Source organism: Algoriphagus alkaliphilus, from assembly GCF_900103735.1.
Lineage (GTDB): Bacteria > Bacteroidota > Bacteroidia > Cytophagales > Cyclobacteriaceae > Algoriphagus > Algoriphagus alkaliphilus.
In genome coordinates, this window is sequence record NZ_FMXE01000013.1 from 1 (window position 1) to 23,476 (window position 23,476).

26 protein-coding genes are annotated in these 23,476 nt (G+C 43.3%); 13 read left to right on the forward strand and 13 right to left on the reverse strand.

Features of this window, described 5'->3' with window-relative positions:
* Both BLQ81_RS10420 and BLQ81_RS10425 read left to right on the forward strand, forming a co-directional pair.
* A partial coding sequence (locus BLQ81_RS10420; RefSeq protein WP_317042028.1) for a group II intron maturase-specific domain-containing protein occupies window positions 1-372 on the forward strand: 372 nt, incomplete at its 5' end.
* Between the two features lie 40 nt (window positions 373-412).
* Entirely contained in the window at window positions 413-793 is a 381-nt protein-coding gene (locus BLQ81_RS10425) for a VOC family protein (RefSeq protein WP_092729898.1), read from the forward strand.
* Between the two features lie 155 nt (window positions 794-948).
* Here BLQ81_RS10425 and BLQ81_RS22260 read toward each other — a convergent pair whose 3' ends face one another.
* From BLQ81_RS22260 to BLQ81_RS10460, 8 genes are all read right to left on the reverse strand, one after another.
* Window positions 949-1,125 carry a hypothetical protein gene (locus BLQ81_RS22260; protein WP_175454212.1) on the reverse strand — a complete coding sequence of 59 codons (177 nt, stop codon included), beginning with the start codon at window positions 1,123-1,125 and terminating at the stop codon, window positions 949-951.
* Window positions 1,097-1,312 (reverse strand): hypothetical protein, encoded by a 216-nt coding sequence (locus tag BLQ81_RS10430; protein WP_092729899.1) that lies wholly within the window; start codon window positions 1,310-1,312, stop codon window positions 1,097-1,099. The genes BLQ81_RS22260 and BLQ81_RS10430 overlap by 29 nt, the downstream gene beginning before the upstream one ends.
* A 344-nt stretch (window positions 1,313-1,656) precedes the next feature.
* Window positions 1,657-2,238, reverse strand: coding sequence for a LutC/YkgG family protein (locus tag BLQ81_RS10435; RefSeq protein WP_245693238.1), 582 nt, complete (start codon window positions 2,236-2,238; stop codon window positions 1,657-1,659).
* Window positions 2,214-3,572 (reverse strand): lactate utilization protein B, encoded by a 1,359-nt coding sequence (locus BLQ81_RS10440; RefSeq protein WP_092729901.1) that lies wholly within the window; start codon window positions 3,570-3,572, stop codon window positions 2,214-2,216. The genes BLQ81_RS10435 and BLQ81_RS10440 overlap by 25 nt, the downstream gene beginning before the upstream one ends.
* The gene (locus BLQ81_RS10445; protein ID WP_092729902.1) at window positions 3,569-4,327 is read right to left on the reverse strand and encodes a (Fe-S)-binding protein; all 759 of its coding nucleotides are present in this window, start codon (window positions 4,325-4,327) and stop codon (window positions 3,569-3,571) included. The genes BLQ81_RS10440 and BLQ81_RS10445 overlap by 4 nt, the downstream gene beginning before the upstream one ends.
* A 16-nt stretch (window positions 4,328-4,343) precedes the next feature.
* Window positions 4,344-5,672, reverse strand: a complete 1,329-nt coding sequence (locus BLQ81_RS10450) for an FGGY-family carbohydrate kinase (RefSeq protein WP_092729903.1) — start codon at window positions 5,670-5,672, stop codon at window positions 4,344-4,346.
* A gap of 285 nt (window positions 5,673-5,957) precedes the next feature.
* On the reverse strand, window positions 5,958-6,995 hold the full coding sequence (locus BLQ81_RS10455) for a GntR family transcriptional regulator (protein ID WP_092729904.1): 1,038 nt from the start codon (window positions 6,993-6,995) through the stop codon (window positions 5,958-5,960).
* Window positions 6,996-7,046: 51 nt separating this feature from the next.
* Window positions 7,047-9,167 (reverse strand): bifunctional aldolase/short-chain dehydrogenase, encoded by a 2,121-nt coding sequence (locus BLQ81_RS10460; protein WP_092729905.1) that lies wholly within the window; start codon window positions 9,165-9,167, stop codon window positions 7,047-7,049.
* 262 nt (window positions 9,168-9,429) lie between these two features.
* On the opposite strand from BLQ81_RS10460, the gene BLQ81_RS10465 reads away from it, so the two are divergent.
* The 3 genes from BLQ81_RS10465 to BLQ81_RS10475 all read left to right on the forward strand — a co-directional run bounded on the left by BLQ81_RS10465 (window position 9,430) and on the right by BLQ81_RS10475 (window position 12,402).
* Window positions 9,430-10,830 carry a purine-cytosine permease family protein gene (locus BLQ81_RS10465; RefSeq protein ID WP_092729906.1) on the forward strand — a complete coding sequence of 467 codons (1,401 nt, stop codon included), beginning with the start codon at window positions 9,430-9,432 and terminating at the stop codon, window positions 10,828-10,830.
* Window positions 10,830-11,030 carry a hypothetical protein gene (locus BLQ81_RS10470; protein ID WP_092729907.1) on the forward strand — a complete coding sequence of 67 codons (201 nt, stop codon included), beginning with the start codon at window positions 10,830-10,832 and terminating at the stop codon, window positions 11,028-11,030. Before BLQ81_RS10465 ends, BLQ81_RS10470 begins: the two co-directional genes overlap by 1 nt.
* A 130-nt stretch (window positions 11,031-11,160) precedes the next feature.
* Window positions 11,161-12,402, forward strand: a complete 1,242-nt coding sequence (locus BLQ81_RS10475) for a TIM barrel protein (protein WP_092729908.1) — start codon at window positions 11,161-11,163, stop codon at window positions 12,400-12,402.
* A 53-nt stretch (window positions 12,403-12,455) separates the two neighbouring features.
* Here the strand turns inward: BLQ81_RS10475 and BLQ81_RS10480 are convergent, their stop codons facing one another.
* Entirely contained in the window at window positions 12,456-13,586 is a 1,131-nt protein-coding gene (locus BLQ81_RS10480) for an ATP-binding protein (RefSeq protein ID WP_092729909.1), read from the reverse strand.
* 205 nt (window positions 13,587-13,791) lie between these two features.
* On the opposite strand from BLQ81_RS10480, the gene BLQ81_RS10485 reads away from it, so the two are divergent.
* Complete coding sequence (locus BLQ81_RS10485; RefSeq protein WP_092730010.1) at window positions 13,792-14,802, forward strand: SMP-30/gluconolactonase/LRE family protein; 1,011 nt, start codon at window positions 13,792-13,794, stop codon at window positions 14,800-14,802.
* A 225-nt stretch (window positions 14,803-15,027) separates the two neighbouring features.
* Here the strand turns inward: BLQ81_RS10485 and BLQ81_RS10490 are convergent, their stop codons facing one another.
* Together BLQ81_RS10490 and BLQ81_RS10500 are read right to left on the reverse strand one after the other, a co-directional pair.
* Window positions 15,028-16,347 (reverse strand): Gfo/Idh/MocA family protein, encoded by a 1,320-nt coding sequence (locus tag BLQ81_RS10490; protein WP_092729910.1) that lies wholly within the window; start codon window positions 16,345-16,347, stop codon window positions 15,028-15,030.
* 874 nt (window positions 16,348-17,221) lie between these two features.
* Window positions 17,222-17,770 carry a hypothetical protein gene (locus tag BLQ81_RS10500; RefSeq protein WP_139183610.1) on the reverse strand — a complete coding sequence of 183 codons (549 nt, stop codon included), beginning with the start codon at window positions 17,768-17,770 and terminating at the stop codon, window positions 17,222-17,224.
* A gap of 412 nt (window positions 17,771-18,182) precedes the next feature.
* On the opposite strand from BLQ81_RS10500, the gene BLQ81_RS10505 reads away from it, so the two are divergent.
* Window positions 18,183-19,622, forward strand: a complete 1,440-nt coding sequence (locus BLQ81_RS10505) for an arylsulfatase (RefSeq protein ID WP_092729913.1) — start codon at window positions 18,183-18,185, stop codon at window positions 19,620-19,622.
* A 120-nt stretch (window positions 19,623-19,742) separates the two neighbouring features.
* Here the strand turns inward: BLQ81_RS10505 and BLQ81_RS10510 are convergent, their stop codons facing one another.
* Window positions 19,743-20,294 carry a GNAT family N-acetyltransferase gene (locus BLQ81_RS10510; RefSeq protein ID WP_092729914.1) on the reverse strand — a complete coding sequence of 184 codons (552 nt, stop codon included), beginning with the start codon at window positions 20,292-20,294 and terminating at the stop codon, window positions 19,743-19,745.
* 4 nt (window positions 20,295-20,298) lie between these two features.
* On the opposite strand from BLQ81_RS10510, the gene BLQ81_RS22265 reads away from it, so the two are divergent.
* From BLQ81_RS22265 to BLQ81_RS10530, 5 genes are all read left to right on the forward strand, one after another.
* Window positions 20,299-20,436, forward strand: a complete 138-nt coding sequence (locus BLQ81_RS22265; RefSeq protein ID WP_175454213.1) for a hypothetical protein — start codon at window positions 20,299-20,301, stop codon at window positions 20,434-20,436.
* Window positions 20,433-20,792: a transmembrane 220 family protein gene (locus tag BLQ81_RS10515; RefSeq protein ID WP_092729915.1), complete on the forward strand. Its 360-nt coding sequence runs from the start codon at window positions 20,433-20,435 to the stop codon at window positions 20,790-20,792. The genes BLQ81_RS22265 and BLQ81_RS10515 overlap by 4 nt, the downstream gene beginning before the upstream one ends.
* 161 nt (window positions 20,793-20,953) lie before the next feature.
* The gene (locus BLQ81_RS10520; protein WP_092729916.1) at window positions 20,954-21,697 is read left to right on the forward strand and encodes an NIPSNAP family protein; all 744 of its coding nucleotides are present in this window, start codon (window positions 20,954-20,956) and stop codon (window positions 21,695-21,697) included.
* Between the two features lie 252 nt (window positions 21,698-21,949).
* Entirely contained in the window at window positions 21,950-22,285 is a 336-nt protein-coding gene (locus BLQ81_RS10525) for a hypothetical protein (protein ID WP_092729917.1), read from the forward strand.
* A 104-nt stretch (window positions 22,286-22,389) separates the two neighbouring features.
* Window positions 22,390-22,740 carry a hypothetical protein gene (locus BLQ81_RS10530; RefSeq protein WP_092729918.1) on the forward strand — a complete coding sequence of 117 codons (351 nt, stop codon included), beginning with the start codon at window positions 22,390-22,392 and terminating at the stop codon, window positions 22,738-22,740.
* A 93-nt stretch (window positions 22,741-22,833) separates the two neighbouring features.
* Here the strand turns inward: BLQ81_RS10530 and BLQ81_RS10535 are convergent, their stop codons facing one another.
* Entirely contained in the window at window positions 22,834-23,220 is a 387-nt protein-coding gene (locus BLQ81_RS10535) for a carbohydrate-binding protein (protein WP_092729919.1), read from the reverse strand.
* Here BLQ81_RS10535 and BLQ81_RS10540 point away from each other — a divergent pair.
* On the forward strand, window positions 23,197-23,475 hold the full coding sequence (locus BLQ81_RS10540; protein WP_245693240.1) for an NIPSNAP family protein: 279 nt from the start codon (window positions 23,197-23,199) through the stop codon (window positions 23,473-23,475). The genes BLQ81_RS10535 and BLQ81_RS10540 overlap by 24 nt on opposite strands.
* The last annotated feature ends 1 nt before the right edge of the window (window position 23,476 follow it).

The following is a 23,476-nucleotide window of genomic DNA, read 5'->3' on the forward strand; positions in this document are numbered from 1 at the left end:
TCAGTCAGGGATAAACTCAGAAAATTTTCGATAAGGAAATTCAGAGGAAATATCCAAGAACTGTCATCTGCTATCAATGTCATGTTAAAAGGCTGGATTAACTATTACTGCAAGTTCCACAAATGGACAACGGTAGGATTATGGTTTTGGCTAAACAAGAAACTGATAGAATGGAAGATGGCACAGAAACGGAGACTGGGTAAAAGGAAAGCAATCAGGTGGTTGGAAACAGTCTACCCAGGAAAGCCAAATCTTTTTGCTCACTGGCAACTGGTACCACCAACTCTTGGTAAGAAAAGGAGGCCTAACTTTGGAAGCGTCCGCCGCGGCGGAGAGACTATCACGCACGGTGCTGTGAGAGGTTTGGGGTGAAATTCCCCTTACCTACTCGACAACCAAAAATCCAAACGCTATGAAATCAGTAACAGTAGGTTGGTTTGAGATCCCGGTAGCGGATATGGACCGGGCAATTGCATTTTATCAAAAAGTTTTTGACTGCATATTGAACCAGCAGGAAATGGGCGATTTTCAAATGGCCTGGTTTCCATGGGATGAAAGCAAAGGTAGAGCAGGAGGGGGCTTAGTATTTCACAAAGACTTCTATCATACTTCCAAACTGGCAGGAACGCTGATTTACTTTTCCTCAGAAGACTGCGAGGTGGAACTCAGTCGCGTGAAAGATGCAGGAGGAGAAGTGCAGATTCCTAAGCGGATGATCGCTCCGGACATCGGTTATATGGGAGTCTTCTTGGATTCAGAGGGAAACAGAATTGCAATTCATTCAATGGCTTAAAAAAATATCTAAGGTTTTACCTTTTGCTCCAAATTTTCGGATTTTGGCTAGTGTGGAATACCGCTCTGACGTTGACTACATTTTCTGACTCCTCAATTGTGAAATGAATCATAAAAGAAAAATTTTTCATTGGCAGACAGCGAACATTCTCATATCTAACCTGAAAAAAATGGATTCAATTTCAATCCTTCCAAATGAGTTTTTAATTCGTTTGAAAATCGCAATCCCAAACCGATTGACTTATTTTCATAGCAAAAAGCAAAACCCTCGATATCAAATGCAGCTTCCTCGCTGATGATTACTTTATAGAGTTTTTTGTTTGAGCTTTTCATTTAAATTTTCAAAAAATATATCCAAAGAAACATCGTTTTCAGGGTTTGAATTTTTTATTCTCTCCAATACTTCTTGCTGATGTTCAACAGGTATTTCAGTAGTTATATCAAAAGAAATCCCCATTTCGCCCATCAGTTGCATAAAAAAGGAAAGCTTTTCTTCGGGTATTTGAACTGTTATTTTCATGTGTTTATAATTTGTTTTTTAGCGGCCACATGGAATCTCGCATTTTGGATAATCATCCCAGTGTGTGAGCCCGTAAATACGGGATCATGCTCGATTTCATGTGTTTATAATTTGTTTTTTAGCGGCCACATGGAATCTCGCATTTTGGATAATCATCCCAGTGTGTGAGCCCGTAAATACGGGATCATGCTCGATTTCATGTGTTTATAATTTGTTTTTTAGCGGCCACATGGAATCTCGCATGGATTATAATCATCCCTCAGTGTAGTCGCTTTGGATTATGCTCGATTTCTCTCATGACTTCAGAATTTACTTTAATGTAATCAAAATTCGGTCAAAAAAATTCAAACCAAAACCACTCGCAGGCTCTTTGCCCCATGTGCTCCGATGACGAGCGATTGCTCAATGTCGGCTGTTTTGGATGGGCCTGCGATAAAAAGCCCAAAGCCTGAGTGGGCGTTTCCGACTAAATCGTAGCCCTGATGCATGGTTTCGACCAGCTTAGATCGGTCGAGCACAATCACTAGATGCTCTGTGATAAATGGCAAAGCGCGAAGTCCAAGGTTGGTATCTTCCAGCCAGATGGCCCCGTTTTCCGCTACTCCAAATTGTCCATCCAAAATAGCCAAACCCAGATCTTCCAATTCGTGGGGATCCTCCGGTAAAGTTAAATTTCCGGTAGTCCTGAAATGGGCTGAAAGGGAAATGACTTTTTGAAAATTCATGCAGGGAATCCACTTTTTAAATTCGGCCTTGGAAAGCATCTCGCCTTTATTTCCTAAAATGGATTGTCTAAATACCTCCTCCAAATCACCGGAAAGGCGAAAATCAGGAATTTCAGGAAGTGATTTACTTTCCGAAGAAACGCCACGGATGGCCGCTAATATTTTTTCCCGACTGCTCATGGACGGTTCTTTTGATACCATTGCTGAAAAGTTTCTGTGGGAGTTTCCGGCAGGTTTCGGCTTTTTCCCCAAGTATTCAAAGGATGATAGATCATGCTGTCCGGCAAAGCTCTCAATGCTGCTCGCATCAGATTTCCGGAGATTTTATAGGCCAGGGGACTTTTGAAAATCCCATTTGCCAACTTCATGGAAAGTCCCTTTCCAAATTCCCCATGGGTTTTGGTGATCTCCTGCCGCCATTCGTAGAGTTGCTCATGAATGTTGATTTTCACAGGACACACATCCGAACAGCTGCCGCAAAGCGTGGAGGCGAAAGGCAGCGTGCTGTGTTTTTTCATATCCAGTCCCGGCGATAGGATCGAGCCTATCGGTCCGGGAACTGTACTGCCATAGCTGAACCCACCGCTTCTTCGATAGATTGGGCAGGTGTTCATGCATGCGCCGCAGCGGATACATTTGAGCGAATTCTTGAATTTTTCCCGTGCCAGTTGAGCAGTTCGGCCGTTGTCAACCAACACGATGTGAATTTCCTTACCTGGAGACGGACTTCTGAAGTGGGAATTGTAATTGGTGATGGGTTGCCCGGTGGCAGAGCGGGCGAGTAATCTCAGGAATACGCCCAAGTCTTTTCTGCGGGGAAGAATCTTTTCGATTCCCATACAGGCAATGTGGACATCAGCCAAGTGAACGCCCATATCGGCATTTCCTTCATTAGTACAGACTACAAATTCTCCGGTTTCGGCAATACCGAAATTGACTCCTGTGATCGCAACTTTTGCACCCAGGAATTTTTCTCTTAGGTGAATCCTGGCTGCTTGTGTGAGATAATAAGGATCATCATTTCCCTTTTCGGTTTGGAGTTTTTCATGGAAAAGGTCGGAGATTTCGCCCTTTTTTAAATGAATGGCAGGAAGGACGATGTGACTTGGCGGTTGATTCAAAAATTGAACGATACGCTCACCCAGGTCAGTGTCCACCACTTCTATTCCTTCTTTTTCCAGATAGGGATTCAGATGGCATTCTTCGGTCAGAATGGATTTGCTCTTGACGATAGCTTTGCAGTTTTTCTCCTGGAGAATCCTTAGAACGTGCTGATTATGCTCTTCAGCATCAGCGGCCCAGTGGATTTTAATCCCGTTTTGAAGTGCATTTCGCTCGAAATCTTCCAGGTATGAGGCCAAATTCACCAAGACGTTGTCCTTGATCTGAGAGGCCAAATCCCGGAGTTGTTCCCACTCGGGAATGGTTTTGCTGATGCGGTCGCGCTTATCCCGGACAAACCACAGCGTTTCGTCATGCCATTTCGCTTTGGCCTGATCTTTCAGAAACTCGGTGGCATTTTCGGGATGACTCATGTGATCGCTTGGTTTAGGATTTCAGCGATGTGCATAAACTTGATTTTTTGTCCTTCTCGTGTGGCAATTCCTTCCAGGTGCATGATGCAGGACATATCGCCACCAGTGATGATTTCTACCTGATGTTGGAGATGATCCTCCAGTCGGTCCCTTCCCATGCGGATCGAAAGAGCTTCCTCCGTGACGGCAAAAGTCCCCCCAAATCCACAGCATTCGTCTGTCCTGTCGAGCTCCACCCAATCCAAACCTTCCAGGTTTCCCAAAAGTTTTCGGGCTTTATTGAATGGTATCTGGTTGAGCTCCGAACTGGAAGCCAGGCGTAATCCACGCTGCCCATGGCAGGAAGCATGGTAGCCGACCCGATGTTGAAACCTGCCTTCCAGCCGTTCTACTTTCAGGATGTCTGTAATGAATTCGGTCAATTCAAAGACCTTATCATGGAGTTCCTTTTGCTCTTTTTCTAAACTCGGAACTCTTGGAGAATGCTCCTTGACATGCAACACGCAGCTTCCCGAAGGTGCAACTACATAATCAAAGTTCTTGAAAATGGCAACAAAATGCCGGGTTGTTCCAATTGTATCTCGCTCATAACCAGCATTTGCCAGCGGCTGCCCGCAGCAGGTTTGGCCTGCCGGAAAGCTGACCTTGCATCCTAATTTTTCCAATAACTCCAGGGTGGCGATTCCTACTTTGGGGTAGAATTGATCCACATAGCAAGGGATAAATAAGGCAACGTTCGGCTTGAAGTTTTCCATTTGGGGTAAGTTAAACCTAGGAGTCCAGATTCACCAGCATTGCAGCACCTAATGCCGAACCGTTTGGGAAATCACTGGGTATGATCTCCATTTCAGGAAGTTTTTTACGAAGCATCTCCAGAAATATAACGTTGGCATTGAAGCCTCCATCCACAAACAGCCGATTCACCGGCGCACCTTCAAGGACAAGTTGGATTGAGGCCACTTGAATGTCGGTAAGCTCATGGAGGAAGGTATAGTAGGCTTCAGTGAATTCTGAAAAACTATTCCAATCGCTGGAATCAACTTTTTCAAGTCCATAGTCAGCAGGTTTCAGGTATTTAAAGCCGATTCGCTTTTTCGGGTTTTTGCTCACTTTTTGATAGAGCGCCTCATCGAATTTTAGCTTTTTGTAAGTGCCAAGGGGAAGTGTCCAATGCGCATACATTTCCTCTACCTGGACTTTGTGCTCCTCGCCGATAAATAACCTGGAAATTTTGATGGGTTGTCCTGTTATGCTTAGGAATTGAAGACAATCTTTGTAAAGTTCAGATTCTGTAAGAGAGGTTTTGTTAAATGGGTTGATGCTGATCGCCCAAGTTCCGGTGGAAAGTAGGGCAAAAGGCTCTTTTTCTTGCTTCAGATAAGGCAAAAGTGCACCGGAGGAGTCATGAACACCTATTCCGCAGGGAATTCCTCCAAGTTCAGGTTTTGTTTTCAATAAAGAATTACCTGGGAGAATCGGGGGCAAAAGTGCTTCGATTCCTTCTCTTTTGACCCAATCATGGTAATCCATTTTCCCGAAATCCCAAAGTCCGGTATGACAGCCTATACTGGTGTAGTCCGAGACCATTTCTCCGGTGAAAATCAAGCTTAAATATTGGGGTAAGTGAAGGCAATGACGTACCTTTTTGAAATACTCCGGTTTGGCATATTTGAGAAAATAGAGCTGAAGCCCAGAGTTGAGCATGGCCAGCGGAGGGGAGGAGGTTTGCTGGCAAAAGGCTGCTTTTCCTCCGTTTTCGGAATAAAAACGCTTCAACAGATCCTCCGGAAAAGGCTTAAGGTAATCGTAAAGTGGCGTGACAGGTTCCCCATTTTCATCTGTTTGGACAAATGAAGCACCGTGACCTGAAAAATTGAGTTTTTTGATTTCGAATTCCTGAGATTTTAATGCTTCGCAAAAGGTGTTCAACATCCATTCCCGAAGGGGAAGAATAGGCTCACTGGGAAAGTCGTCTTCGTCAGGGATTGCTTGAATCCGCGTGTAGGTACTGTGGACTTCTTTTAGATTTTCATCAAAAAGAAAGAATTTTTTATTCGTTTTTCCGATGTCAAAGACAGCAGTGACAGGAGTTTTGGGCATTTATGATTTTAGATTTACGAAGTACGATTTACGAGATGGTAAAATAAGTAGGATTTACGAAGTACGATTTACGAGCTAGTGAGTAGCGTTGATAGTTACAACCAAGGAGATGACCTCGAAGGCTGAATATCGATTGTCCAAGAAGAGAATCTTTCAATTTTTCAATCTTCCAATTTTTCAATAAAGAACATCGAACCTGCCTTACGGCAGACAGGCACTGAATATCGAACGCCGAAGTTGCAGAACTCCCAATCTTCCTAACTTCCCTACTTCCAAACCTCTCAACTACAAAGACTTTCTCAAGGTCATCCGGAATTGATTTTTGATTGGAATTCGGTCCTCAATCCCCAAAATTTGCTCGGCAATGGTTTTGCCCATTTTCTGAAAATCCGTGGAGATGGTAGTTATTCCCTCTGCAAGGATTTCTTTCAGGGGGGTGTCGTTGTATGAAATGATCCCGATGTCTCTGCCAAGTTTAAACATCTGTTCCCGTGATTTCTTGACAATGTTTACCAGATCTGTTTCTGCCAAGACGATATGACAATCTCCCATATCCAGCTGCTCGTCGTCATCTACGCCGTCAACGATAAGATTTTTGAAATCATGGAAAAAGCAAAAACGCTTAAATCCATCCATGATTTCTACAGGATATAGGTCGCCTTTTGGGAAAACCAAAATCAGCCTGGTGTATTTTCTCAAATGTGAAATGCCTGACTCCAGTACTTCAAAGATGTCTTTTGAAAAGTCCTGATAGACTCCCGGGAATTCATTTTCGTGGTCTTTTACGGCCCGGTCAATGATCAGAAGTTTATCCTTGGGGATTCTCGTGATGAGGTCATATGCTGTTTCAGGGTGTCCAAGACTGTTGAAGAAATGAGGAGCTAATACATAATAGTTGTAATTTCCGATGTTGGATTCCAACAAATCCTCCAATAAGTTTCGATTGTAATGATGAATCTGCAGATCCACCGTAGCATCTGCTCCTAGTGTCTCGATAATCGAATAATAGATGATCTTTTTATACGAACTCAGTTTGTTGAAAAGCAAGAGTACCTTGACCTTATGTCCCATATGAGTAGACGAAATATAAAAGCCTTTGCCTCTCACCGAAGAAATGATTCCCCTGTCACGAAGTTCATTGTAGGCTTTTTCCACCGTGTCACGGGAAAGGAGAAAATCAAAACTTGTCTCATTAATAGAGGGAATTCTGTCTCCGATTTTAAGTTTTCCCTTTTCGATGTCCTCTAGGATCAAATTGACCACCTGGAGATATTTCGGTGTGCGAGAATCCACAGCGATTTTTTCGGATTTGTCAAGAAGCATAGGTTACTGGGTCTATTGGCTTGGGTAAATCAGGGTAATAAAGAATCGAATTTATCGAGGGAATGCGGCCGCGAGACCACCATCCACGTTGAGCATATTTCCTGTTGTTTTGGTTAAAAGTCCACCTACAAAAGCAAAAGCTGCGTCTGCAATGTCACTCACTTTCACACTTTCTTTTAATAATGTTCTGTTAGCGTAATATTGGGGGAGATCTTTTACATCAATGCCATAAGCCTTGGCGCGATTTTCAGCCCAGCCGCCTTCCCAAATATTGGAATTTTCGATGACTGCATCCGGGTTTACAACATTCACGCGGATTTTATCTTCAGCCAACTCCGCAGCCATCAATCTTGACATATGCAATTGTGCTGCTTTGGCTGTGCCATAAGCTACATTTTTTGGACCTGCCACCAGTGCATTTTTGCTGACAATATTGATCACATCCCCTCCGAGTCCCTGCTGCTTCATTAAAGTTACGCCAGCTTTGGAAACCTGATACTGTCCCATGACCAAAATGTCGTTCAATCGAGTCCAATCTTGATCTGTGTGATCTTCAAAAGCTTTGGAAATGGAAATCCCGGCGTTGTTGACCACGATATCTATACCACCGAATTTTAGGCAAGTTGCTTGGATGGCGTCTGCCAAACTCCCGGAATCAGTTACATCAAGTTTTGCCCCCAAGACCACATCTTTGCCATATTTTTTTTCAAATTCCGCAACGGCAGTGGCTAATCTTTCCGGATCAATATCAGTCAACACCACGCAGGCACCTTCCTGAACATATTTTTCAGCGATGCCTTTTCCAATGCCTCCCGCACTTCCTGTGACGAGCGCAATTTTTCGGGAAAGTGGTTTTTCTTTCGGCATTCTCGAAAGTTTTGCTTCCTCAAGCAACCAGTATTCGATATCAAAAGCCTCCTGAAGCGGAAGTGATACATATTCCGAAACCGCCTCAGCACCACGCATGACATTGATGGCATTGATGTAGAATTCGCTGGCTACCCGGCTGGTTTGCTTGTCTTTTGCGTAGCTGAAAAGTCCAACGCCTGGCCACAAAATCACAACCGGATTGGGGTCGCGCATTGCCGGACTGTTTGGGTGTTTATGCTTTTGATAATAATCTGCATACATCTCCCGATAAGCCTGAAATGCAGCACCGATTTTTTCTTTGAGGCCATTGACATCGCTCAGGTCCGAATCTGGGGCCAATTCCAGAACCAATGGACTGATCTTGGTTCTCAAAAAGTGGTCTGGGCAGGAAGTCCCCATTGGGGCAAGTTTGCTCAGATCCTGACTATTGACGAATTGTAGTACAACTTCTGAATCACTGAAAGTACCTACCATCCGTTTTTCCGAGGATGCAAGTCCACGTAGAATCGGAGCTAGTTTGGCTGCTTGGGATTTTCGCTGATCCGGCGAAAGAGATTTAACTTTTTCCCCTCCAAAAACCGGTCGTTTTTTTCCATAATTTGATTCTAAATAAGCAGATGCCATTTCAATGACTTCAAGGCTGTTGAGATAGCACTCATAGGCCGTGTCTGCCCAAGTGAATAGCCCATGACCTCCAAGCATAATCCCCCGGATTCCCGGATTATTGTCTAAGGCTTCCTTAAGTTGCAAGCCCAGGTCAAAGCCTGGTCGCTGCCAAGGAACCCATCCAATTGCACCTTTCCATAGTTCTTGGGTGATCTTTTCTCCATCCTTCGATGCGGCGATTGCAATAGCGGCATCGGGATGCAGGTGATCAATATGTTTGAATGGTAAGAAACCGTGTAGGGGCGTATCGATCGAGGGAGCTTTTGAGTCCAAATCATAGATACAATGATTGAATAATCCAACCATCTCATCCTCAAACTCAATTCCGCGATAGATGCCTTTTAGTGATCTGAGTTTGTCAACATACAAACCAGCCAATCCGGAACGGGTCATTGTGCCAATATCGCCTCCTGAACCCTTGATCCACATCACCTCCACCGGCTCCTTGGTCAATGGGTCAAGCTCCATTGTTTTACAAGAAGTATTGCCTCCGCCATAATTGGTAATCCGAAGGTCGGCTCCGAGTAGGTTAGAACGATAAATTAAAAGTTCTACCTCGTTTCCTTCCAGTGACGCGGCTTTTGCCTCGTCCCATAGGTAGCTTACATGCTTGAAACTCATAATAGGTGTATTCATTATAACAGGTCTACTGGTGATAGGATGAATTTCTCAGAAAACGGATCAATAGGTATCCTGTGGTGTCTTGAATGAATCATAGTTTTGATTTTTTTTATGAATTTGAAAGATTCTTCAAATTATCAGAGAACATGATTTTAAAATTCACCTTTTAATTGACTTTTTGCAAACTAAACCTTAGACAAAGGGTAGAAAAAATTTTAGACAGGGCAGGACAGGTTGGGACAGACATTATGTTTTATTGAAGTCAAAATAATTTTCAATGAGCAACAGATTATTAAAAAAAATAGTTGGTGAAACCAATGAATATGAACGGACCCCTATTCCCGGGGCTAGCCTAAAAGGAGGCAAAAGCTTTCTGGGCATGTATGCAGGAGAGCATACTGCCGGGACAGAGTTTGTCATTGGGCCACTATTTGTTGCACATGGAGTGGCCGCAGGAGACTTGGTACTGGGGCTGTTGATAGGGAATTTACTGGCCGTGTTGAGTTGGGGGCTGATCACCGGGCCGATCGCAGCATCAAAGCGTATGACATTATATTATCAGTTGGAGCGCATTGCCGGGAAAAATTTGGTACGTTGGTACAATCTGGTTAATGCTCTCATGTTCTGTTTTTTGGCGGGATCGATGATTGCCGTTTCAGCCACAGCTGTGGGGATTCCTTTTGATCTTGAAATGCCTACTTTGACAGATTGGCTTCCGCGGACACCGGGTTGGATTGTCACAGTATTGGTGATGGGGGCGGTGATCACTTTAGTGGCTATCCAAGGTTATAATCAAGTTTCTAAGTTTGCAAATATCATGTCTCCCTGGATGATTTTGATTTTCATAGCCGCGGCAATTGTGGGATTAGCCCAACTTGGAGTTGGTTCTTTCGAAAGCTTGAGCACCATTGCACAGGAAGTGATTTGGAATGGAGTACCACTCGCCGGTATGTCCAAATTTACGATTTGGCACATCATCTTTTTCGCCTGGTTTTGCAATATGGCCATGCATATAGGGATGTCAGATTTGACGATTCTCCGCTACGCAAAGTCCTGGACCTATGGATTCTATTCTTTTGCAGGAGTTTTTTTGGGACATTTTGTGGCCTGGATAGCCTCAGGAATTCTTTATTCGGTATTTCTTCAGGTCAATACAGCCTCACAGGAATTTGCCCCCGGAGCGATTGCTTATCAGACCTTGGGCATTGCCGGAGCTATCTGCGTGGTGATCGCGGGTTGGACTACAGCGAATCCCACGATTTATCGGGCAGGGCTGGCGTTGCAGGGGATTTTTCCTAAAGTACCAACTTGGAAAATCACAGCCATTGTGGGTGGTATTACCAGTTTGGCGGCATGCTTTCCGGCTTTGGTGATGAAACTGCTGGATTTTGTGGCCTTGTATGGCTTGCTTTTGATGCCGATGGGCGCAGTGATTTTTGCGGATTTTTATTTTTCCAAAAAGATGGGCTTCCAATCCGAAGGGGCATTGAATTCCAAGTCTGATTTCAGTGTACCTGCCTTGCTTAGCTGGGTTTTGACTTTGGTCTTCTGTTTGGGATTGAATTTCTTCTACGGGGTGGAAATCTTCTTTCTTGGACTTCCTGGTTGGTTTGTGGCAGTTGCCATCTTTGTTGTTTTATCCAGAATGAAATATCCACTTGCCAAATCACTTGCGTAATGAAAAATCTGTTGAAAATAGGTTCGTTTTTAGGCTTACTGCTGACTATTGTGCCTCCGATTACCTTTTTTATGGGGAATTCGGAATTGAGTCAAATGAAATGGACCATGGGTATCGGTATGGTGCTTTGGTTTGTGACCGCTCCGTTTTGGATAAATAAAAAGCGGGAAGACGGAAGACCGAAGACGGAAGAAAATTGAACGATTAATTTCAAATTCAGGCTTATGCTTATGCCAATGTCAGACTGAGCGTAGTCGAAGTCGGTAGTTATTGAATTTCAACCATGATCTCTAAATAACAATCAACCAATAACCAATAACCTAATAACTCATGTCTTCCTCTTTTCACCAAAAATCACTCGACCTACTTTCCGAACAATTAGGTTCGAAAGGAATACATATAAACTCCCTGATTTCCAAAATCGCAACTTTTCAGATTGCTGTTCCTTCTTGGGCTTTGGGAGCAGGAGGAACTCGATTTGGCCGGTTTTCCATCGGAGGTGAACCGAGAAATTTGGAAGAAAAGCTTGAGGATATCGGGCTTTTGGCCAAGCTGACCAAGCGCACGGATGCTGTCTCTCTTCATATTCCATGGGATATACCACAGGATGTACAAGCGATCAGGCAAAAGGCTGCCGATCTCCAGATCAGCTTCGATGCAATGAATTCAAATACTTTTCAGGACTACGGGCAACCGTTGAGTTATAAAATGGGTTCGCTCAGTAATGCCGATCCAGCAATCCGAAAGCAGGCAGTGGAGCATAATCTTCAGGTAATTGAGATTGGAAAAAGCCTGGGAAGTAAAGGGCTGACGGTTTGGCTTGCAGATGGAAGTAATTTTCCGGGACAGGCGCATATAAGAAAGGCATTGCAATGGACTACCGAATCCCTAAAGGAAATCTATGCTAGTTTACCGGCTGATTGGAAGCTTTTGTTGGAGTACAAGCCTTACGAGCCGAATTTCTACCATACCGTGATTCCGGATTGGGGCACTTCGGCGCTGATTTGTCGACAGCTTGGAGATCGTGCCAAAGTGCTGGTCGATCTCGGCCACCACTTGCCCAATACGAATATTGAGCAGATCGTGGCTACGCTCATGCATCAGAATTTATTGGCCGGATTCCACTTCAATGACAGCAAGTATGGAGATGATGATCTCAGCACAGGGAGTGTGAAACCCTATCAGCTGTTCTTGATTTTTTGTGAACTGATCGGTGGGGCGGAGGAAAACGCTCAGACTTGGGAAAGTATTTCATGGATGATCGACGCGAGTCATAACACCAAAGATCCGCTGGAAGATTTGATTCAGGCTTTAGAAGCCATTTCTCAGGCATATGCTAAAGCGCTGTTGGTGGACAGAAAGAAGTTAGCTCTATGTCAAAATGAAGGAGATGTAGTCGGAGCGCAGGAAGTGCTACAGGATGCCTTTTTGACAGATGTGAGGACATTGGTTTGCGAGGCGAGAATCCAAAGTGGGGGAGAGGCCGATCCCTTGGCTTTTTACAGAAAAGAAAAAATCCGCGCTAAGCTGATCGCTCAACGCGGGAAAGGGGCGCAGGCGAGTGGGTTGTAACTCATTGATATAACTCGATTTGGTTCAAGTCTCCTGACTTGGACCAGACAAGTCTATTTATATAACTCAAAGAAATTCGCTGGTGTAATCACCTTGAAACTTGAGTCAGGATAATTCTCTGAAAATTCCGAGGGAAACTTGCCCTTACTTCCTTCAGCATATTTGAATTCGAAGCAGGTCAGATGTCCGTCTTTTTCTTCGATGTAGTCGATCTCCTTTTGATCATAAGTTCTCCAAAAGTAGATGTTGACAAACCTTCGATGGTTTTGGTTGAATTTGATCCGTTCGGTGATACAGAAGTTTTCCCAAAGACCGCCCACGTCCGTACGGAGGTTCATTTCATTAAAGTTTCGGATTACTGCATTGCGGATTCCTACATCGTAGAAGTAGATTTTTTGACTTTTGGCAAGTTCTTTTCTTAGATTTCGGCTGAAGGAATTCAGACGGAAGATTACAAAGGATTTCTCCAGCAGCTCCAGATAACGCTTGACTGTATGCACGTTTGTTCCGGTGATTTGCGCCAGTTCATTCAGCGAGGACTCGCTTCCAGTCTGCAAGGCAATGGCCGCCAAAAGCTTAAATAGCAAATCAGGCTTTTTGATTTGCTCAAATTGGAACAGGTCTTTGTACAGGTAATTGGAAGAAATCTCAGCGAGTTCTTCGATTTTTTCATCTCCAATACTGTTGAACACCTGCGGATAGAGTCCAAATCTCAGGAAGTTGGGCAGGTTGGCTTTGATCTGAATGGGGTTGAGTGTCTGACCGATTTCTTCCAGGGAAAAAGGAAGCAACAGAAACTGACGAGATCTGCCGGTCAGTGGTTCGGAGACCATTCCCGAAAGCTCAAAGCTGGAAGAACCAGTTGCAATAAACTGAACCTGCGGAAAAGTGTCTACCAGTACTTTTAATACCAATCCTATGTTCGCGATATGCTGTGCCTCATCAAAAATGATCAGCTCGCGATTTCCGATAAATTCTGCCAAAAGCCCCGAATTTGTGGTGGAAAGGGCGTCTTTGTATTCCTGAAGCTCACAGTTGATGTAGGCTGATTTTTCAGAAAACTTCGTCAGCAGGTTTTTTACCAAGGTGGTTTTCCCGGTTCGTCTGGCACCATAGAGGATCAGGACTTTCCCTTTGAAAAGCTGATCTTCGAGTTGGGAGTTGATGGTTCGGGATACTTGCACGAGTTCGTTTGATCTAAATACATGAGTCTAACTTCACAAATTTAAGTAAATTTATGAGCTCAACTTCACAAATTTAGCTAAATTTATGAAGTCAACTTCACAAATTTCAATGAATTTATGAAGTTGAGCCTTTTTGAATAAGTTGATCATGGATTCGGACTTTTGTTGGGATTGGTTTAACTTCATTTTCCAAACCCAAAAGACCATGAGGCAATCCATTTACTTGGCTGTTTTTCTGCTTACAGCCTGCTCTGCTCCTAAAATTCAAGAGGAAGTTGAAACCTCCAAGTTTGAGACCATCGGTTCGGTCGAGCGACTTGATTCGGCTATTAATTCGCTGATTGCTGCAGATGCAAAAATTGAAGTGTTGGCTTCGGGCTTTGAATGGGCAGAGGGTCCGCTTTGGCTTGAGGAGCAGCAAGCCTTGATTTTTACCGACGTGCCTACCAACAAAGTCTGGAAATGGACGGAGGAAGACAGTCTTTCGCTTTACCTGAGTCCATCTGGATACTTGGGTGATCGCACCGATAAGCGGGAGCCCGGAGCGAATGGACTTACCTTGGATGCAGCGGGTAATTTGATTTTGTGCCAACATGGGGAAAGACAAATAGGGAAGATGTTGGCATCGCTGGATTCCCCAAAATCAGAGTTTGAAACTTTAGTGGGCGAATATGAAGGCAAGCGATTCAACAGTCCCAATGACTTGGTCTTTAATTCCAAAGGGCAACTCTTTTTCACCGATCCACCATACGGGATGGATCCTTGGGATGAAAAGCAATTGGATTTTCAGGGCGTGTATCGATTGGAAAAGGATGGGAAAGTCAACTTGTTGGTTGATTCGCTGAGTCGGCCAAACGGAATTGCGCTTAACCCTGATGAAAAAGTGCTATATGTGGCCCAATCTGATCCGGAGAAAGCGCGCTATTATGCCTTTGATTTGGATGAAAATGGAAATGTGATTTCCGGAAAAGTGCTTTTTGATGCTACTTCAATTCAAGGGCCAAATCGAAAAGGTCTTCCTGATGGTTTAAAAGTGCATTCCAACGGAACCCTCTTCGCCACCGGGCCGGGAGGCGTATTGGTGATCAGTCCCGAAGGAAAGCATCTGGGTACGGTCTTAACCGAAAATGGAACAGCAAACTGTGGCTTTGATTCGGATGAAAAGTACTTGTATATGACAGCGGATGGGTATTTGATGAGGATAGGGTTGAAGTAGGGGAGTTGGGATGTTAGGAGGTATGGGAGTGGGGAGAATTGGAAGTGTGGGTGATCGTCACTGCGAGGCGCATTCTTGCTGGTATTTATTTTATAGAAGGTTTAAAGCGACGAAGGAGTCTAGAATTTCAAACAGCCATGGAATAAGATTGCTTCGGGGCACAGATGTTTGTAGGATCAACTTGTTTTTGATTTTTAGCCCCTCGCAATGACGGTGAAGTCCTAATCAAACTTTCGGCAAAATCCAAGGTTTCCGATACTCTGGAAAGATCAAGTCATTTGCTTCTTTATTTCCGACAAACTCCCGTTTAGCATCATTCCAAATCAAGCTTTCCGCCCCAACTCGCGCGGCGATATTGGGAATGTGCGCATGGAGTGCTGCGATTCTTCCGGCCTCGGGTGGACAATTCGGTTCATTTCGGGTTTTGATGCACTCCACAAAGTTGGCAACATGTGCATTGTGGGATTCGGAGGTTCCTTCCAGTTTTTTCGCTTCGATTTTATTTGCTTTAGCTGTAGGGTCCCACTCGGGATAGATTTCGTAACCACTTCGGTTGACGACTAAGGTACCCAAATCTCCCACATAAGCTATTCCGTAGGGTTTGCCATAAGGCCCGGTTTGCAAACCGCCATTCATGTCATAATTGATTAGAAAGTCTTTTTTTGGAAACAGGACATTCATCGTATCAAAAGTGTCCCGATCCCGGTTTTCTTTATTCACATTAGCCGCATAAGTCATCACATGACCTGGAGCACTTGGATTGTCTTCGACCCAAATTGCCATGTCCAGCAAATGAACTCCCCAGTCTGACATCAATCCTCCGCCATAATCCCAAAAGTGCCTCCAACTTCCGTGAAAGCGGTTTGGATTAAACTCACGCTTTGGAGCCGGACCCAACCAAAAGTCGTAATCCACTCCTTGGGGAACGGGGGTCGCGGGTTTAATTTCATTGCCCAAACCGTAATTGAAGTTTGACCAGATATTGACTTTGCGGATTTTGCCGATGTAGCCACTTTTCACCAAATCCCTAGACTCGATAAATGCCTGTCCTGCCCGCTGCTGCTGTCCCACTTGCATGATCCTGTTGTATTTGCCGGCAGCCTGAGCCATGAGATCACATTCGCCGATGGAATTGGCCATGGGTTTTTCCACATAGACATCCTTTCCGGCTTGACAGGCAGCCACAGCGATAAGGCAATGCCAGTGATCCGGCGTGCCGATGATGACGGCATCAAGGTCTTTTAATTCGAGAAGCTTTCTGAAATCTGTAAATCGCTGGGGTTTCTTTCCTGTTGCAGTTTCCACCTCCCCGATTCGCTTGTCCAGGATGTTTTGATCCACATCGCAGATCGCAACGCAATCCACTTCCGGCAGGGCGATGTGATGACGTAGAATTCCGAAGCCCATATTGTTGCAGCCGATAAGTGCCACCCGAATGCGGGCGCTTGGAGCTATTTTTTGTTTTGCCTGAATTAGAGATGGAGCAAGCCAAAGGCCTCCTGCAATTAAACTTGATTGTTTTAGAAAGGATCTTCGATGAGTCATTTTGGGAGGAAGTCTTGATATGATGGATTTAAGTTAAGGGAAAAATCAAGGAAGGAAAATCAGCTGAAATAAATTAGCTGATGACAATCAGTTTTTTGATAAAAAATTCTGCAAAATGTTTATAACCTATGTAAAAAATGTGGAAATCTTGTGATTTTACCATCTTTAATTTGGGGAAAAATTGTGGAGAAAAAATAGTTTAAAAAATTGGAATCTGTCTGTAAATCAGGCAACTTTAAATCATCAAGTAAGAGATAAAAAGGCCGAAAATAAGATTTCGGACCGTTGTTTGAAAGGTTGAGATCGGGCGCAAAGGGGGATTTTTCTTCGGAGAAATTTCTGAGACGGGTAACCGCAGAAGTGCCAAAAACGATGAGCTGAGTTTGAGTTTCTCTTCGGAGTAATTCAAATTTCCGGGCATGAAGGAAAGGACAAGCAATTGACCTTTTGAGAGAGGCAACTCCAGAAATGCGACAAACGGATTAATCAGTGCTAAAATCCTTCGGGATGATGGCGCATATCATCTGGCACAAAGGAACAACTGCTTAAACGCAGGAGTTTGAGACGGACCACCGCAGAAGTGCATTTAAGATCGGCCCAAGATGGAGTCTTCGGACAAAATCAGGATACTGGGTATGAAGGAGCTTTTCGCAAGAAAGGTTTGAGACGGGCAACCGCAGAAATACAACAAGGTATCTGAAAACTGGGACATGCTCTTCGGAGCTACTTCAGACATTCGGTTTTGACCTGGGCAACTGGGAATAGCCTACTAACTGTAGCTTGAAGTGAATTGAGGACTATGGTTTTCAACTCATTAAACGGGAAGATTTTCGCAAGAATTTCTTCCCGTTTCTGTTTTTAGGCTAGATCATTTTTATCGGGGATCACATTCTCTTCCCCATTGAAACCATTCCTGCGGCGCCTTGGCTACAAATTTCCCTTGAGTAAATTTAATTCGATCAGGAGCATTGGGTTCGCTTGAACTTTTAGATGAAAGAAAAAACTCCAGTTCAAATACTCCGTGGATTTCTTTTTTATCAGAATCATAATGCGTTAACTGGAAATAGCTTTCCCTTAATTCGGAATCCAATAGGTAAACTGTACTTATCGCATCATAACCTATAGTAGTGATGTAGCCGGGTCGTGCAGGTTGACCTACTGTATTTGCGAAATTTGGATCATTTTGAGATGTATTTTTTAGTAATTCTTGAGCTGACTGGATTTCAGTGGTGGGAAGAATAAAACCCAAATCTAATATTCGTTGAAAGTAACCACTCTCGTCATAAGCAGTAAAGCCGAATCCAAGCGGGATAATTGAATTATTAGGGGAACAGGTTATTTGTTTTTGCAAAGAAAAACTTATCGGAGAATTCCATTCTTCTCCGTTAAAAAGCACGGTCATTTCTCCATTAAAGTTCCTCATATCAGGTTCACCGTCCTCTTGATTACAAGAAAGAAAGATGCATACAAGAATTAGAACCAAGTAACCAATTTTCATAAGTGTGTGCTTTTTAAAAGTTCGCTGAAAGGTGAAAAGATTTCTCTAGTTACATTTTTTTTTTTGAAGCAACAATTAAGTTCATCTTGACAAGTAATTGGTCCATTTTTCCGTGGATTTTAAAGAATCATTTCAAAACTTCCATCCGCTCCTTCCAGTCCCTTAAGTATTCTATTCGATATCGATTTACAGTATTTGCTCCTTTTCGATCCTTTTCGATCAGTTCGGGATCTTGCCGATCCAAAAAATAATTATTGTGAGGGGTTTTTATAGAAAAAAAGTGAAGAGGGCTGGTGTTTTGGCTTGTCTTTCCTAATTTCTGAAAAAATTCAAGACTATGCCCATTCGATTGCTGATTATCCTGATTCTCTTTGGAAGTGTATCCTGCAAAAAAGCGGATGAACAATCGTCTGAAAGACTTCCAAATGTGATTTTTATATTGGCTGATGACTTGGGATACGGGGATGTGGGCTTCTTGGGTCAGCAATACACCGAAACTCCAAATATCGATCGACTGGCAGCGGAAGGCCTGTTTTTCTCCCACCATTATGCAGGTTCGACGGTGTGTGCACCCTCCCGATCTGCACTGCTGACTGGTTTGCATACTGGTCATACGCCCATCCGAGGCAATAGCGAAGTTCAGCCAGAGGGACAATTTCCCATGGCGGATACATTGATGACATTGAGTAAGATATTTCGGGAGGCAGGTTATGCTACCGGAGCTTTTGGGAAGTGGGGTTTGGGGATGAATGAAACATCCGGCCATCCTTCCAAGCAGGGCTTCGATACATTTTATGGATATTTATGTCAGCGCTATGCCCATCGCTATTATCCAGCTTACCTCTGGGAAAATCAAGAGAAAGTGGCCCTTCCAGGTAATGATTGGACAAATAAAGTAACCTATGCGCCTGATGTGATTCAAACAAAAACACTCGAATTCATTGATCAGAATCAGTCGAAGCCCTTTTTTCTCTTTATGCCTATCGTGATGCCTCATGCGGAATTGGCTGTGCCGGATGATGAGGTTTTTCAGAAATACCGAAGTAAGTTTGGCGATGAAACACCTCACGTCGGCCCTAAAGGCGGTGATTATGGTCCGGAAATGAATATTCCCGCCTACCAATCCCAACGGTATCCCCATGCCACACATGCCGCTATGGTGGAGCGGATCGATCGGTTCGTGGGAGAAGTTGTGGCCAAAATTGAGGCTTTGGGACTGACTGAAAATACAATGATCATCTTCACCTCTGATAATGGTCCGCACCGTGAAGGTGGTGCTGATCCTGACTTTTTTGACAGCAATGGAATCTTCCGTGGATACAAAAGAGACCTTTACGAGGGGGGAATTCGGGTTCCTACGATCGTCAAATGGCCCGGAAAAGTAAAGACAGGTAGCACATCCAACCATGTTTCAGCTTTTTGGGATTGGCTGCCGACTTTTGCTGACTTGGTAGGGAAAAGCGCACCTGACCAGATTGATGGAATATCCATGTTGTCATCAATTTTGGGTGAAAATGATCAGGCCAAACACGATCATTTATACTGGGAATTCCATGAATTGGGAGGAAGGCAAGCGGTGCAAAAAGATGGATGGAAGCTGGTCAAATACCAAATCAAAGACACTGAAAAAATGACAGTTGAGCTCTTCAACCTTTCAGAAGATTCCGGAGAAACTCAGAATTTATCATCGGAAAAACCTGAGAAGGTAGCGGAACTGGAGGAATTGATCCTGAAAGCGCATCGTCCTAATCCGGTGTTTAGGCTTTTTGAAAACTAAAAAACGGGAATCCGTAGATCCCCGTTCTCCTTACCCAATCATGTTACTTATTACCCTATAAGTATCAGAAAATTACAATCTCGAAAATGCAGCACTATCCTTCTCTGACCTGCTTTAGTCTCACTTCCAATCAAGCAGTACGATTGCCCAATTTTGAGTAGTATCATCAAACTCGTGAATCACATTAAATCCTACCCGCTGATGAGCTTTGAGTGATCGAATGTTGGATAGTGCGATCTCTGTGATGGCAAAATCGTACCGGTCAGAAAAAGTACTTCGATAGATTCCATACATTTTGTCAAAAATCCCCTGACCCCGATAAGCTTTGTCCACGCAGATTTGACCGATGACCATATAGTCATAGGCGGACAGTAATTTTTCTACATAAATCAAACAGTCAAACTGCTCAAACATCGGAACCAAAACTGAAACCAAGTTCTTGGATTCCTTTGTCATGGCCAAAATGTAACCGATTACCTTGTCCCCTTCTTTGGCGACCACATGAGGTTCAAGGTTATGCATCAGTCTGAGTTGATCAAGACTATGTTGGACAGTGACAAATCCCTGTTCTGATTTCTCAGAATCAGAAAGCTCACTCAATAAGTTTATCTTTTGAAGCTCAAGAATTCCCCGAAGCTCAGATTCCGTTTCAGTCAATTTGATTTGAATCATCCAAATGAAAGTAGAAGTGGTTTGGTACCGAAAATACTACGAAATTCTGTTCAAAAACTTCTTCCTGACCATTTATCCCAAGCCTGATGGAATGATTTTGAAATTGCTTAGTTTTAATGCAATCAACCCGAAAGATCTATGAAATTCAACAAATTCTATTTTGGCCTATGGCTGATTCTTTTTGCGCTCTTCGCCTATTGGCAATTTAATGATCCTGATCCTGAAATTTGGGTAAGTATCTATGCGGCAGCGATGATATTCTGTTTATTCGGGATCCGCGGAATTTTCCCGAAAATCCCGCTGACGGTGGTCGTGATTCTATGTGTTTTTGGGGCCATATATATTTTTCCAGGTGGTGTTGGAGATTGGATAGCAGACGAGTGGGTCCAAAAAGACCTGACTATGAAAACACCTCAAATGGAGGAGAATCGTGAGACTTTCGGGCTTTTGACCATTGCTTTGGCATTGAGTCCAGCGTTGTATAAAGCTTGGAAGTAAAATATCTAACCTTTGAGGTTTTTAAAACCTCGAAGTTTTAATCAGTAATACAATGCATAAAATTTCTTAAAACTCACAATATCAAATGTTTCAATCTCTAAGAGGTTTTTTGAACCTTATTTCAACAGTATTTCCCTAAAAAAATCAAACCCTTAAACCTTATGAAGAACCTATTAACATTTCTTGTAGCTATGCTAATCTCTGCAGGCCTGTTTGCCCAGCAGGGTATCAAATCCAAGTATTTTGAAATGCGAATCTATACCGCATCCGAAGGGAAAATGCCTGACCTTATCGCGAGATTTCAAAATCACACCTTGAAGATTCTCAAGAAAAACGGAATTGAAAATGTGGCGTACTTTATTTCTGAAGAAAATCCAGACAAGACCTTGACTTTCATCATCGGCTACCCCGATGCCGCCTCCCGGGATGTACTTTGGAATAAGTTTGCCAATAGTGCTGAATGGCAGACAGTGTTCAAAGCTTCTGAGGCCAATGGCCCATTAGTTCAAAAGGTGGATCAGGTATTTATGGTTTGGGCCAATAATCTGAACGACCACAAGAAGCCTAAGAAGAGTGGTATATTTCAGTTACGAACCTACCATTGCTTTCCCGGTAAAATCGAGAATATCCAAACCAGATTTCGTGATCACACCCGGGATTTATTCGAAAAGCAAGGGCTAAAAAATTACCCGTATTGGATCACGGTGGAAAAAGATGGTGGACAGCCAAAGCTGGTTTATCTCCTTGGTCATGACTCCAAAGAGGCCTTTAATGCAGCTTTTGACCGATTCAGATTAGATCCGGAGTGGGTAAAGGCTCGGGATGCATCAGAAGCTCCTGGTAAAATTGTCGAAAAAGTGGATGCAGTTTTCTATAAAGCACTGCCTTTTTCGCCGATGAAGTAAAATAATTCGGGAGCAAGGAGGTTAGGATGTTTGTTATCCGATATTCGATGTTCAATATTCGGCATTCGAAGTTTCTAAAAATTTATAATTCCCTTTATGTTTCATTGAAAGTTTTTGAACCATAAAAGCCATTCTGAATTGATCAGGGTGGCTTTTTAATTCTGTGGTAATTTTCTTTGGAAATCAACTGAGCCTGTAGCTAATTATAGTGTTTTTACGTTCTTACCGCTGAAACCAAATCATTTCCTGTTTATGAAAAAGTCAATTTGGCTGATCGTGATTTTTCTCATTTTTCAATCCTGTGCCGAGATCATGCAGGCAGACTGCGGGGTAGACAATCCTTTAGAAGATTTGGAATGGCTCAAAGCGGAAACCGAGAATTCAAATAGATCAGGTTTTATTTACCTCGTGCAGGGTAAATACAAGGGACGGACCGTATTTTTCTTCAATGGATGCGATCCTCTTCAGCTGACTATGGCAGCAATTCAGGATTGTCGGGGAGAAATCATCCAAGAAGCCTCAGTGAACGATGTCCGAGATCAGCGAGTGATATGGAAACCTAAAAACTCGGCTTGTAATCTGGATTGAAACCAAAAACTCCTCCCTGATCATTCGGGTTTGCATTTTTTTATGAATTTGTAGCCAATAACCTATCCTGTTCATATCGTTACTGAATCAAAAATTTTATAGCCATGAAAAAGTATCTTTTCTTTTTTATTTGTTCCGCTTTTCTGTTGTCCTGTAATGAAAATGAAGGCCCCACTGTATGCGGAGTGGAAAATCCTGTGGAGGATCTCGCTTGGCTTAAACAGGAAATCGAAACTGCCGGCGTACCAAGCAGTTCGGAATATTCCTACTTGATGCAAGCTACCTACCAAGGAAAGACCGTATTCTTTTTTGGTTTCTGTAATCCTCTTTGGCATTGGGCATTGATTATTAGAGACTGTGAGGGAAATCGGATTGCCGGAGAAATAAGCATATTCGATTTAAGTGATCAAAAGGTAATCTGGAAACCTGCCGATTCGGTCTGCACCTTTGATTAGCCTGTTTTAGGCAAAAAAAGCCAGCTTGAATGATTTCAGGCTGGTTTTTTAAATTAAGGTCTGTGAAGACACAGACCTTGGTAAGTTTATAAATTACTTTGCGTTGAAAGTAATGCCCATCAGGATAAACGTTCCAAGATCTGCACCTTTTGCATCGCTGACAAAATACAATTTGTGCTTTTTGCCATCTGTGGTTCCTGTCAAAGGAATTGAAGTTTGATGCATTCGTATTGGCATGTTTGGAGCCTGCATACCTTCTCCAGGTTTATGAACACCTTGAGCAATTATTTCTCCTGTCGGACTGTCAAGTCGGATTTCAAAGTACACAGGTAATTTGAGTGGTTCCTGTGAAGCTGTCATCAAAGTAATCGACCCGATGCCATTCATATCCACTGCTGGAAAAGCAAATGAACCCTTTTCTTTTGGAACCATCAGCAAAGGGGCAAAATCGAGAATATCCAAACCAGATTTCGAGATCACACCAGAGATTTATTCGAAAAGCAAGGGCTAAAAAATTATCCTTATTGGCTGACCGTAGAAAAAGACGGTGCTCAACCCAAATTGGTATATCTGTTCGGTCATGACAGCAAAGAGGCTTTCAATGCGGCTTTTGACCGATTCAGAGTGGATCCGGATTGGGTTAAAGCAAGAGACGAATCTGAGGCTCCTGGTAAAATTGTTGAAAAAGTGGATGGGGTTTTCTATAAAGCACTGCCTTTTTCGCCGATGAAGTAGG